We start from the raw sequence: 12,403 nt of genomic DNA, 5'->3' as shown, positions 1-12,403 counted from the left end.
GGGCCCTGGAACAGGCCGATCCGCCATCGGGCGCCCTCATCCTGCCCCCCCGGGCAGCGGACGAAGCGGGCTGTCACCCTCACCCGCTGGATCGCGACGCACAGGAGCCCTCAGGGCTTGTGGCGGACGTGCAGATGACCTTCGGTCGGAAACGCGGGCGGCTGGGCGGGCAGGATCGTCTGGAGCGCGAAGCCGCACCTCTCAGCCACCCGGCATGAGGCACGGTTGCCCACGGAGTGGAGCAGATCCAGGCGTGCCACCGACAACGGCGCACGGTCGCTGAAGGCCCACTGCACGACGGACTCCAGGGCCCGCGAGGCCAGGCCCCGCCCCCGGGCTTCCGCCGCTGTCCAGTAGCCCACTTCCGCGGAGCCGTCCTTCCCGGTCTTCACGGTCACATGGCCGAGCGCCGTAGCGACGCCTGTTCCTCCGTCCTCCACGACGGCGAAACTGAATCGATCGCCGGCGGCCCAGCCCTGGCGCTGCCGGTCGATCCAGTGCTGCGCATCAACGTCGCTGCTGATCACGCCCATCAACCATTGGCGTAGCTCAGGGTCCCGATGGGCGGACACGAGGGCATCGACGTCGTCGGCCTGCCACGGGCGCAGCCTCAGGGCAGGCAGTGACGGCGTCGACTCCACAGCCAGGTGGACGCTCACAAGACCTCCGGTCAGTACGGCTGATGATCAGCAATCTAGCCGCCGGGCAGGCCGGCCGACCACATCGGCCGGAGGCTGCCCTCGCTACACGTCAGAGGCGACGATCTGGAGGAACGCCCCTGGATCCTCGGTGTAGTTGACACCGGTGACGTACATCGTTTCGCCGTCGGGTCCCAGGGCCAGCCCCGTCCCGTGCTCCATGGCCAGACCTGTGACCGTATCGCAACCGCAGGATTCAGCCGACCACAGCGACGCCCGGCCGGTCCGAGATCGGGACTCAGTCGCCGACCGTGACGCCCAGCTGGTCCGCGACCGCGGTGAGGGCCGCGCCCAGGGGGAGGGTGACGCGCGTGACGGCGTGCTGGTCGCCCCGGGTCGGGTCCCGGTTGACGATCAGCACCGGCCGGCCGGCCGCGGCCGCCTGGCGGACGAAGCGGAGGCCGGACATCACCGTGAGGGAGGAGCCGAGGACCAGCAGGGCGGACGCCTCGCGGACCATCGCGCGGCACTGTTCGACCCGCCGCGGCGGCACGCTCTCGCCGAAGAACACCACGTCCGGCTTGAGCACGCCGTCGCACACCGTGCAGGGCAGCACACGGAAGTCACGGACCTGCTCGTCGGTGAGGTCGGCGTCACCGTCCGGGTTGATGGCCGCTGCCGTCGGCTCGAACCCCGCGTTGGCCTCCTCCAGCCTCTTCGCCAACTCGCGGCGCGGGCTGATCGTGCCGCAGGAGAGGCAGACGACCCGGGCGAGGCTGCCGTGGAGCGCCACGACCTCCTCGCTGCCCGCGGCCTCGTGCAGACCGTCGACGTTCTGGGTGATCACGCCGGCTAGCAGACCGGCCCGTTCGAAGGCGGCCACGGCCCGGTGCCCGCTGTTCGGGCGGGCCCGGCCGAAGGTGCGCCAGCCGAGGTGGCTGCGCGCCCAGTACCGGCGCCTGGCCTGGGCGCTCGCGGTGAAGTCCTGGTAGGTCATCGGGGTGTGCCGGCTCAGGCTCCCGCCCTCGCCCCGGTAGTCCGGGATGCCCGACTCCGTCGAAATGCCCGCTCCGCTGAGCACCAGCACGCCCCCGCTGCTCAGCGCGTCGGTGATCGGCCCCAGATCCGTGGTGCCGGGCGAGACCTCCCCGGTGGGGGTCCAGCTGAGAGTGGGACGCATGCGCATGCCTCCCAGGGTACGGAACGGGCTGCCGCACCGCCGTCGGGCGTCAAGACCCGGTCCTCCCCTCACGGCTGCCGGGCCCGCCTGTCGAGACGCGTCTGTACGGCGTTGCGGACCAGGGCCAGCACCGTGTCCTCCGCCGCGGGCGGGATGCACACCGCGCGGTTGTAGTGGAGGTGCAGGATCGACGGCAGGGGAGTGGCCCGCCCCTCCTCGGCCGTGAGGCCCCGGCCGAGACCCCGCAGTGCGCGTCCGTACTCGGCGAGCACTTCGGCGCGGGCCGTCGAGGCCGAGGCGAGAGGGCCGGGGCCGGTGAGACGTGCCAGCGTCGGGGCAGGGGCAGGGGCGCTGGGTGCGGGCAAGTCGGTTGCTTCGTCCAGGAGTTGGTCCAGGAGCCGCTGCCGATTCCGGGAGGACGCCGTGTGCGGAACGCGCGGGTACCGCGCCAGGAGCCAGGGTGCCCAGGGTTCGGGGCCGGCCACCGCGCGCAGGGCGTCGAGCTGGTTGACCGCGCACAGCACGATCGGATCGCCGTGGAGTGTGCCGGCGCGCAGCGCCGCGAGCTGGGCCGACACCAGTTCGCTGTCGGCCTGGAACACCCTCTCGGCGAGTTCGAGCGCCTGCGGGCCGCCGTAGCGTGCCGTCTCCGGCCGGTACTCGTCCACGACCATGCGCCGCAGGAGCCCCGCCGCCCGCAGCCGGCCGGCCCAGGCGTGCAGGCGTGGCAGCGCCTCGCGTGCGAGCCGCTCGGGGCTGCCGTGGAACCGAAACCGCAGATGGGGATCCGGGTCGCCGTACCTGAGGAAGAACCAGCGGTCCGCGTGGTCGCCGAGGTCGGTGAGCAGACCGGGCAGATGGGTCGCGATCACCTCGTCGTGCCGTTCGTACGCGAGGTACAGCTTGGCGTAGAGCCAGGGGCCGCCCACGAGGTGCGGGGGTTGGACGGGCTGTGCCCGTGGGGGGCGGGACGTGGCGACGGGTGGACGGGTGAGCAGCGGGAAGACCACCTCGTTGCTGTGGGCGCCGGACGGACCGGTCAGCCAGCCGTCCCCCGGATCGGGGCCCCGCGGGCCGGGCAGGAAGGGCGCCTCCTCCAGCGTGAGCGGCAGCCCCCGGGCCGCCTCCCGGCGGATCAGCTCCACATGGGCCGCGCGGCTCGCGTCGATCTCCACGCGCTGGTCGCCGCTCCCGAGGAGCACGCGGCGCGGCAGCTCGGACCGCTCCGCCCAAGCTGTGAACTCCCGTGCCCAGGAACGCGGTTCGGGCGGAGTGGATGAGCAGAGGTGGGCATCGAGGCGCCAGCGGGCGGCGGCGAGTACGGTTCTGCCGCGCCGGACGCGCGGCAGGAAGGGGGCCGCCGACAGGGCGCCCCAGTCCCAGCTGCGCCAGGGGCGTACCCCGGTCAGCGGAAGCTCGGTGAGGAACCGGGCGAGGTTGGGGGCGTGCCGTTCGAACTCCAGCATGTGGAAGGAGAGCGGCACGATCTCGCAGCCCCGGCTGAGCGAGATCAGCCGCAGACGACGGTCGTCGGCCACCACCGCCAGGTCCGACGGGTCGATGGTGAGCGGATCGGCGGGGTCGGCGTACAGGCCGACGGGCAGGCGGTGGTCCGCCCAGCGCGGCAGCCGTGCGATGTTCTCGCTGCGGAACGGGGTGGGGCGGCACTCCAGTTGGGCGGTCAGTGCGGGGGAGTACCGCAGGGCCGAGCGCCGTGCCACGTCGGCGAGCAACTCGGTCCCGGCCGGCCCCAGGGCGTGGGCGAAGCGGGTCGACGCGGCGCCCGCCAGATCCGAACCCGGTCCCGTGGTCAGCCACAGCCGGAAGTCCCCCGCGTCCAGCTCGCCGGTGCTTCGGGCCAGGAGGCGGGCGGGGAAGTCCGTGGAGGGCGGTGGTCCCGTGGCGTCGTCGTCCGTGGCGGTGCGGTCGAGCCGGCGGAAGGACTCCGCGTCGAGCGTCACCTCCTGGCTGCCCGTGCGGACCGCCTGGAAGACCAGGTCGGCGAGGAGTCGCGCCCGCTCCGGCGTCTCCGGGGGAGGAGGGGTCGCCGTGCGCCGGCGCAGCGTCGGTGGGTGCCGGTAGTCCTGCGGCGGGCCGAGGCCCGTGTCCGGGTCGAGGAGCTCGCGGAGCGGAACTGCCACATCGGTCCCGTAGGCCTCCGTGAACTCCTCGTAGTAGGCCTGTAGATGAGGAGGCGGGCCGGGCGGCGAAAGTCGCCACAGGGCCTCCGCGGCCCGCTCCGCCTCGCGCGCCACCTCGGCGGGCAGCGCGATGTCCGCGTCTGCGGCCAGGTCCACCTGGAGGGGCGTCGGTTCGCCGGGCAGCAGCTCGCGCATGGCCTCGCGGGCCCGTTCCAGGGCGCGGAGCGCGCCACCCGGTGGGACGGTCGAGTACCGGGCGAGCGAGGCGCGTACCTCCCGCAGAGCCGGGAGTTCGGGCATGCCGGGGATGCCATGGAGCCGGTCGAGTACGGCGCCGATCGGGTCCTGCTCGTGTGCGGCCGGGCGCGCCTCGGTCAGCAGGAACTCCCGCCGTACCAGGAGGGCCAGGGCCGCGTCGACCGCGTCCTGTGCGAAGTGTGTGCCCAACGCCTCCCTCAACTCCCGCAATATAACGGGGTGTTGGGCTGACTCAAGAACGGCCGCGGTCAACTCGTTGAGTGGAAGTGCCACTTCGAAGAAGGTGTCCTGCGCCGTGCCTCGCACCAGGCGCTCGGTTTTGAGGGACGCCACATGGCTCAGTACGAGCCGGTCGCCGCGCACCGCGGCGAGCGAGTTGACCACCACCCGCAGCCGGTCGGCGACTTCGCGGCGCTGCTCCCACTGGGAGACCAGGGTGAGCAGCCACTGCGCGTCCGGGCGTACCGCTCGTCGGTGGGCCTCGCCCAGCGTGACCCGCGCGCTCTCGCCCGGCGCGCCGATGCGGGCGAGCGCAACGGCCGCGAAGGTGCCGAACGGGGTGGGGCGCGACGCCATCCGCAGCTGGTATCCGGCGACGGCGCGCGCGGCTTTGCGCAGGGCGGCCGGGCAGGGGCGAAGGTCGCCGGGTGGGTCGGTGCGCAGACGGTCGAGTCGCTGCCGCAGCGAGGGGCTGGACAGGGTGATGGCCTCCAGGAGGAGTTCGTCCTGGGCGGCCGTGGTGAGGTAGTCGGCCAACTGGTCGTGCTCGTCCGAGGTGCCGGGTGCCACGGACAGCCCGCTCTCGTCCAGAAGGCAGGGTGCCGCGGGCACCCCGTACTGCCGGATCAGTGCGCGCGGGCGTACGGGCAGCCGGACCGTCACCGTCTGCGCGCAGGAGAACATCGGCGGTTGGGCGGCGGGCATGGCATCTCCTCGGGCAAGCGGAAGCGTGGGGAGGGGGCGCGTCGCATCGCCGGGTGCAGGGGGTGGTGACGCGTCGACGAACGGGTCGCGGCGCGTCGGCGAACGGGTCGCGGCGCGTCGGCGAACGGGTGCGCGACGCGTCGGCGAACGGGTGCCGTCCATGGCGCGGGTGTCACACGGCTCGCAGGGCGCTCCGCGCGCGGGGCCACAGCAGCGGTGCCACGGCGACACCGCAACCCGCCACCCCCACGGTCAGCAGGGTGTGGTCGAGGCCGAGAGCGGCCGTCACGGGTCCGGCCAGAGCCATGCCCAGCGGCAGCGAGGCGAAGGACCCCAGGAAGTCCCAGGCGCTCACCCGGCCCAGGACCTCGGGCGGCACATCGCGCTGCAACGCGGTGGACCACAGAACGGCGAAGACCGCCTCCGCCACGCCGAGCAGAGCGTAGGCCGCCATCACCAGCCACGACGGGCCGTGTCCCGCGAGGCCGAGGAGCGGGAGGCAGAAGGCCGCCGTCGCGGCCGAGCACAGCAGGACCGGGTGTCCGGGCGCCCAGCGCAGCATGAGCATTCCGCCCAGGACCGCGCCGATGCCCGCGCTGGTGAGGAACGCGGCGTACCCTCGCGCCCCCGCGTAGTGCTCCTGGGCCGCGAGGGGAGCCAGTACTTGCAGGGGTCCGAGAGCCACCAGATTCAGCGCGGCGGCCTGGCCGATGACCAGGAGGAGCCAACGCCGGCCCACGACTTCGGCGAGGCCTTCGCGCAGCTCGCGCCTGAACCCCCGGGCCGGCGTGCCGACTTGGGCCGCGACGGGCACCGGGAGGCGGTACAGCAGAGCCGCCGCGAGAAGGCATGACAGGGCGTCCGCGGCGATCGCCTGTGCGGTGCCGAGGGCGGCGGCGCACCAGCCCGCCAGTGCCGGGCCGACGATCAGGCTCAACGACATCCCGGTGCGCAGCACGGCGTTGGCGCGGCGCAGAGCGTGCGCGGGCACCACGCGCGGCAGCGCCGCCCGGGCGGCGGGTCCCAGGACCCCGCTCGCCAGACCTCGGGCGTACGACAGCGCGCCGAGCGCCCAGAGCATGCCGGTACCCGGCTCCGTCATCAGCAGCACGAAGGTGGCGGTCTGCACCGCACAGCACGTCAGTTCCGCGCCGGCCATCAACGACCGGGGGCTCCAGCGGTCGCAGAGCCCGCCCCCGGCCAGCACACTCGTGAGCGTGCCCGCCACGACGGGCGCCGTGACGGCGGCGACCGCGCCGGCCCCGGAACCGGGCAGAGCGGCCACCGCCAGAGCGAGCGCCACCGTGGTGAAGCTGTCGCCCACCGTCGAGATCCAGGTTGCGAGCGCGAGACGTGCCAGCGGACCGCGTGCCGCAGGGGGAATGTCGTCGCGGTTCGCGGTCCGCACCGGTGCGGCGAGGGGCACGTCGCTCACGTGGAGCTCAGCCTGCCACTGAGGTACATCAGATCAAGCAGCGCGGCGTCCACCTCGTCGCCGATCCGTTCCTCGGCCCGGGCCGCTTCGGGGGTGAGCCGCACGTCGTAGTCGCAGGCGACCCAGCGGGGGGCGATGACCTCGTCGGGCAGGTAGCCGGAGCGGGTGTCGCCGACCTCCCAGCCCTCCTTGCCCGCGGACTCCCAGCAGCTGTAAAGGGTGCCGTCGGCGTTGACGACCGCGCCGGTCGCGCCACCGCGCAGCGCGCAGTAGGGGCAGCGACTGATGGACTGGGGGAGCGGGACGGAGAAACCGTGCGCCAGCGCCCGGGCGTTCCAGCCCTTGCGCCGCTGCGCCAGTGCGGCGGTGGCCGCGGGGGCGTACGCGTAGCCGACACCCACGTCGTCGACGGTGGCGAAGCTGATCGCGCACCGCTCGGTGGGCGTGTGGGCCGCGAGGTCGTCGATGAGCGCGTCGATGCCGTCGATCGACGGGGTGGCGACGTTGATGCGGAAGTGCCACGCGATGCCGGTCGCCTCGGCGCTGCGCGAGACGTTCCGCACGATCTTGTCGTACGTGCCGCGGCCCATCCGGTTCACCCGGCTCCGGTCGTGGTGCTCCCGGGCGCCGTCGAAGGTGATCTGCACCCGGCCGAGCCCAAGACCTTCGAGGGTGCGCGCGGTGTCGGCCGTCAGCAGGGTGCCATTGGTGATCATCTCGGCCGAGGCGAGGCCGTGGCGGGCGGCCCGTTCGAGCAGGGTGTAGCAGCCCTGCCGGTTGAGCAGCGGTTCACCGCCGAAGAGCAGCAGATGCAGCTTGTCGAGGTCGGCCGCCGCCATACGGTCCCGGGCGAAGTCCAGGATTTCCTCGATGACCGGGGCGCCGATGTTGATCTGCGGGATGCGCGGCGGACGGTACGTTCCCTCCGGAGCCGCCCCGGTGTTCTGGAAACAGTAGGCGCAGCCCAGGTTGCAGGCGCTGCTGGTGAGTACGGTCAAATGGAAGCGGTCCACCGGCGGTGCGGTGAAGAAGCCCGTGCCGTCGAGCTCGGCCCGTGCTCCGGGGGTGAGTGCGCCGTCCTGCGTCACGGCCGACGATGGCAGCTTGGCCACCTTCCGCCCGGACAGGCACCACCAGTTCGCCTCTCCTCTGATCAGTCGCATGGATCCTCGTCTCGGCACGGCAGGGTGTGGAAGGCCCGGGATGCGGCTGAGCCCGGGCAGGGCCCACCGGAGCGGCGGACCCTGCCCGGGCCGGGATCAGCGCGCCTTCGTGCCGGTCCGGACGCCACAGCTGTCAGCGGCTTCCTCGGTGTCGAAAACGACGATGGTCTCCTCGGTGTGCTCCATGATCAGTACTTCCTTTCGATGAAGGGAAATGGTGATTGGTGCACCGGCCACCCGGGGGCGGCCGGAACTCGTGGGTCAGCCGGTGAGGGGCCGACGGGCGATGACGATCGCCTTGTGGTGCCGCTCCTCGTCGAGCGTTTCGTCCACGGTGGCCGTCCCGGGGCGCATGCCGAGGACGCCGAGGGCGTCGAGCCCGGCCGAGCGCAGCGCCCGGCGCAGGACGGTCTCGGGATGGTGGCGCTGCACGTGCGGAGCGTCGAAGCGCTGCCACAGCGGGCCGGCGCCTTCCCGGGCGAAGACCGTGAGGTCGGCCCGGGCGAGGCCACCCGCCGGATGGTCGGGCGGGCAGTGGCCCTGCCAGACGAAGACGGCGTCCGGTTCCTGTGTCACCTCGTCGGACGCGTACCAACTCCGGTACGTGTACAGGGTGTTCACGTCGAACAGCAGGATCCCGCCGGGGCGCAGGGCGCGGGCCGTGCCCTCCAGCGCGGAGCCGAGTTCCGTCTCGTCCAGGAGGTTGTTCACGGCGTCGTCCATGCACAGCACGACATCGTGGTCCGAGCCGGGACCCGGCAGGCTGCGCATGTCGCCCTGCTGGAAGGCGATGCCGCGGTTCGCCTCCTTGGCGCGGGCCTTGGCGATCATCGCCGCGCTCAGGTCGATGCCGGACACCTGGTATCCCAGATCGCGGAACGCGGCCGTGCTCTTGCCCGTGCCGCACGCCACGTCCAGGAGACGTCGGCCCGTCACCCCGTGCCGGCGCAGCAGGTCGTCGAGGAGCGCACACCACCGCGGGTAGTCGTCGTGCCGGGTGAACAAGTCGTAGAAGCGGGCGAGTGGTTCATAGGTCGCCAGGGCATACGCGGCGCCTCCCGTCTCCGCAACCGTCATACCCTCTCCCTCGATCGGCGCCACTGATGGGACGTTCCCCGGCTTCCGGATCGGTTTCCGGGGCCGGTGCGCTGTCCGTGGTCATCACTCTGCTGGGCGGCGACAGGTCATCGGTATCTGTCATTCGACTGGTCCTCGCGTGGCCGGGTGACGGTCAAGAAATCGTCAAGTCGGCGCGGTATGGGCACTGTTGGGCGCGTTTGGCCCTCCCTTCAGGTGGACGTGCCCGCGCGTGACGGCGTGGGTTCCGGTCTACGGAGGGGGGATACGCAAGCCGACGCTGTCAACGGGCTCTCATCGGCCGCTAGGGCTTCGTTAGCGGACGCTGGAAGCCTTTTCCGTGCAGGAGTCCGATGCGCGTCCTGCCGCTTCTGGCAGCGCGACCGGGGCCGGTGGCCGTCGACTCCGCACGAACCGCACGACGGTGTGTCGGGGGCGCGCCGATGTCCAGCACGAAGCGACCCGTAGAAGGTGAGCATCGCCATGTTGGCAGGGCGAGACCGAGAGTTACGAGAACTTCTGCGCCTCATCGACGCCGGCCCCGGACGGACTCCTCGGAGCCGCACCGTACTCCTGCGCGGCGGAGCCGGCATCGGCAAGACCGCGGTGCTGACCAGTCTGGCGAAGCAGGTGCCACCCCCCGCCCGGGTCCTGTGGGCGGACGGAACGACGAGCGAGGCCGAGCTGCCGTTCGCCGGGCTGCACCAACTGCTGCATCCCCTGCTCCCGTTGCTGGGCTCGGTGCCCGCCCGCCAGGCCGACGCGCTGCTCGGCGCCTTCGGCATGAACTCCTCGCCTGCCGAGCCGCTCCTGGTCGGCCTCGCCGTCCTTGCCCTGCTCACCGAAGCGGCCCGGCACGCGCCCGTCCTGCTCCTCGTGGACGACGGGCAGTGGCTGGACGCGGCATCGGCGGCAGCGCTGGCCTTCACCGCGCGCAGGCTGGAGCCGGTGCGGGTGACCATGGTCCTCGCCGTCCCCGACGGGGAGGACGTGCCCGCCTGTGTCGCGGGGGCGCGGGAGCTGCGGCTGGGACCGTTGCCCACGGCTGCCGCGGGGCGCCTCCTGGAGCAGTACGCGCCCAGGGCGGCCCCCTCGGTGCGCAGGCGTCTCCTGGCCGAAGCCCAGGGCAACCCGCTGGCCCTGGCGGAACTGCCGTCCGCGCTCAGCGACGACCAACTCACCGGAGTCCAGGCGCTGCCCGACCAGCTGCCGCTCAACGAGTGCGTACGGCAGATCTTCTGCGGCCGTGTCGCGGCATACGGTTTCCCCCTGCTGCTCGCGGCGGCGGAACGCGACGGGGACCTTCCCACCCTCCTCAGCGCGGCCGGCGACGAGGACGCGGCCATGGACCAACTGACCGGCGCCGCCCGCGCGGGCCTCATCACCCTGAATGGCCAACAGGTGCGCTTTCGCCACCCGTTGACGCGATCCGCGACCTATCAGGGCGCGGCGCCGAGTCGACGCCGCGCCGCCCATCGGGCCCTGGCTGACGCGCTCGACCCGGGCGACGACCGGCGCGTCTGGCATCTGGCGGCCTACGCCACCGGGCCCGACGACTCCGTCGCCCACCTCTTGGCGAACCTCGCCGACCGCACCCGGCACACCGGCGGCGTGACGACCGCGGTCCGTGCGCTGCGCCGGGCCGCGACGCTCTCCTCCACTCCGGCCGGTACGGCCCGGTGGCTGGTGGAGGCAGCGGAATGCGCCTGGGCCGCGGCCGAACCCGCCCAGGCCAGTGCGCTGCTGAAGGATGCCGAATCCCTGGTCCGCGCACCGGAGTTACGAGCCCGGGTGGCCCGTGTGCGCGGAGCCATGCTGCACGCGGGCAGTGCGCTCACCCCCGCCTGCGACACTCTCATGCGCAGTGCCCGGCTCGCGGGGTCCCGAGCCCCCGAACTGGCCGCCGAATCACTGCTGTTGGCGGCGAGGGCCGCCTGGGGGGCCAATGAGCCCGCGAAGCTGGCGGAGATAGCGGAGCTGCTGGCCGGACTCACCTTGGACGTGACACCGGAAAGGGCCCAACTCCTCCATCAGTTACGCCGGATGGGAGGCGCGCCCGCGAGCCCGGACGCGCCCGCCCAGCCGGGGGCGGCGATCTGCCCTCCCGGCGAGGAGTGGCCGACGAGCACCTGTCTCGGGCCGCTCGTGTGGCCTCCCCTGTTCGTGCCGTACCTCATGGGCGACGGCGAAGCCGGCCTCGACGGGCAGTGGCGCACCTTCGAGGCGCTGCGCGCGGCCGGCGCCGTGGGGGCCATGCCGGTGGCGCTGACCTCGCTCGTGGCGGCGCAGCTGGTCACCGGGCAATGGGCCGACGCGGTGGCACTCGGCCAGCAAGGACTCACCCTCGCGACCGATACGGGCCAGACCACCGCCCGGTGCCACCTCCAGGCGCTGCTGGCGTGCCTCGCCGCCGCCCAGGGCGATTCCGTCCGCTGCCACGAGCTGGCTGAAGCGGCCCTGGCGGAGTCGGTCCCGCGCCGGGCCGCCTCCGCGGCTGCCCTGGCGCGCTGGGCGCAGGGTCTGGACGCCCTCGCCGGCCGCCGGCCGCGGCAGGCCGTCGGCCCGCTCAGCGAAGTCACCACCCGGGGCGGCACCGCCGAACACTTCATGCTCAGCGCGCTGGTGCTGCCCGACCTGGTCGAAGCGCTGGTCCGCGTGGGGCAGGCCGAACGGGCGGCGCAGGCGCTTCGCCAGTTCGAGGAGCAGGCCGATCCGCGGAACTCCCCTTCGCTGCGCGCCGGATGGCATCGTTGTCGGGCCCTGCTCGCCCCGGCGCAGGACACCGACCGCCACTTCTCCGAGGCGCTGGCCGCGCCCTGCGCGTCCGGCTTCGAAACCGGCCGCACGCATCTGCTGTACGGACAGTGGCTGCGCCGCCAACGCCACATCACTGCCGCCCGTCACCACCTCCACCAAGCCGTGGAGCACTTCCACACGGTGGGGGCAGCGCCGTGGACGGAGCAGGCGAACGCGGAACTGCGCGCGGCCGGTGTACCCGATTCCGAGCCGTCCTCCAGCGGTCGGGGACTGACCCCGCGAGAACTCCAGATCGCCCGTTACGCGGCACAGGGCCTGACCAACAAGGACATAGGCTCCCGCCTGTTCCTCAGCCCCCGCACGGTCGGCTACCACCTGTACAAGATCTACCCGAAGCTCAACATCACCTCGCGCCGCCAGCTTCCGCATCTCCAACTGGATTGATGTGACGGCCTGTTGGATGACGGCCGGTCGAATCACGGCCTGCTGAATTCGGGGCGGGCCGTGACGCGGTTCCTGGAGGCGCGGTTCCCGTGCGCGGACACCGCGCCACGGCCACCCGGTCCACCTACCCGCATCTCGGACCGTAATGAGCCCGATCCGAAATGCGGGTGAACACGTACGCGTGGGTGGACACGCAAAGGGGCGTGGACACGTAAAAGGAGGTGGGGGGGGGGGGGGGGGGGGGGGGGGGGGGGCCCCCCCCCCCCCCCGCCCCCCCGCCCCCCGCGCCCCCCCCCCCCCCCCCCCCCCCCCCCCCCCCGCCCCCAACACCCCCCCCCCCCCCCCCCCCCCCCCCCCCCCCCCCCCCGCGCCGCGGGCCGGGGCGC

Annotated in this window: 7 protein-coding genes; 1 reads left to right on the top strand and 6 read right to left on the bottom strand. The window is 73.0% G+C overall.

The annotated features are described in order from the left end of the window. Nucleotides 1-110: 110 nt before the first annotated feature. From ACGF3I_RS00035 to ACGF3I_RS00010, 6 genes are all read right to left on the bottom strand, one after another. Nucleotides 111-659 carry a GNAT family N-acetyltransferase gene (locus ACGF3I_RS00035; protein ID WP_393128191.1) on the bottom strand — a complete coding sequence of 183 codons (549 nt, stop codon included), beginning with the start codon at nucleotides 657-659 and terminating at the stop codon, nucleotides 111-113. Nucleotides 660-936: 277 nt separating this feature from the next. Beyond that, nucleotides 937-1,824 carry an NAD-dependent protein deacetylase gene (locus tag ACGF3I_RS00030; RefSeq protein WP_393128190.1) on the bottom strand — a complete coding sequence of 296 codons (888 nt, stop codon included), beginning with the start codon at nucleotides 1,822-1,824 and terminating at the stop codon, nucleotides 937-939. Nucleotides 1,825-1,886: 62 nt separating this feature from the next. Further along, nucleotides 1,887-5,141 carry a lantibiotic dehydratase gene (locus ACGF3I_RS00025; protein ID WP_393128189.1) on the bottom strand — a complete coding sequence of 1,085 codons (3,255 nt, stop codon included), beginning with the start codon at nucleotides 5,139-5,141 and terminating at the stop codon, nucleotides 1,887-1,889. Nucleotides 5,142-5,313: 172 nt separating this feature from the next. Continuing rightward, nucleotides 5,314-6,576 carry an MFS transporter gene (locus ACGF3I_RS00020; protein ID WP_393128188.1) on the bottom strand — a complete coding sequence of 421 codons (1,263 nt, stop codon included), beginning with the start codon at nucleotides 6,574-6,576 and terminating at the stop codon, nucleotides 5,314-5,316. After that, nucleotides 6,573-7,739, bottom strand: coding sequence for a radical SAM protein (locus tag ACGF3I_RS00015; protein WP_393128187.1), 1,167 nt, complete (start codon nucleotides 7,737-7,739; stop codon nucleotides 6,573-6,575). The genes ACGF3I_RS00020 and ACGF3I_RS00015 overlap by 4 nt, the downstream gene beginning before the upstream one ends. Before the next feature lie 261 nt (nucleotides 7,740-8,000). After that, nucleotides 8,001-8,816 (bottom strand): class I SAM-dependent DNA methyltransferase, encoded by an 816-nt coding sequence (locus tag ACGF3I_RS00010; RefSeq protein ID WP_393128186.1) that lies wholly within the window; start codon nucleotides 8,814-8,816, stop codon nucleotides 8,001-8,003. A gap of 483 nt (nucleotides 8,817-9,299) precedes the next feature. Between ACGF3I_RS00010 and ACGF3I_RS00005 the strand changes: the two genes are divergently transcribed. Beyond that, entirely contained in the window at nucleotides 9,300-12,017 is a 2,718-nt protein-coding gene (locus ACGF3I_RS00005) for an AAA family ATPase (protein ID WP_393128185.1), read from the top strand. Nucleotides 12,018-12,403 lie beyond the last annotated feature (386 nt).

Origin of the sequence: Streptomyces sp. NPDC048111 (assembly GCF_043202815.1) — a bacterium.
In the GTDB taxonomy this organism is placed as follows: Bacteria; Actinomycetota; Actinomycetes; order Streptomycetales; family Streptomycetaceae; genus Streptomyces.
The sequence above is the reverse complement of the archived record's forward strand: the minus strand, read 5'-3'. Positions and strand labels throughout refer to the sequence as shown.

What these genes read in the sequence shown, in the direction of transcription:
- ACGF3I_RS00030 (WP_393128190.1), bottom strand. Translation starts at nt 1,824, where the DNA reads ATGCGCATGCGTCCCACTCTCAGCTGGACCCCCACCGGGGAGGTCTCG.
- ACGF3I_RS00025 (WP_393128189.1), bottom strand. Translation starts at nt 5,141, where the DNA reads ATGCCCGCCGCCCAACCGCCGATGTTCTCCTGCGCGCAGACGGTGACG.
- ACGF3I_RS00015 (WP_393128187.1), bottom strand. Translation starts at nt 7,739, where the DNA reads ATGCGACTGATCAGAGGAGAGGCGAACTGGTGGTGCCTGTCCGGGCGG.
- ACGF3I_RS00010 (WP_393128186.1), bottom strand. Translation starts at nt 8,816, where the DNA reads ATGACGGTTGCGGAGACGGGAGGCGCCGCGTATGCCCTGGCGACCTAT.
- ACGF3I_RS00005 (WP_393128185.1), top strand. Translation starts at nt 9,300, where the DNA reads ATGTTGGCAGGGCGAGACCGAGAGTTACGAGAACTTCTGCGCCTCATC.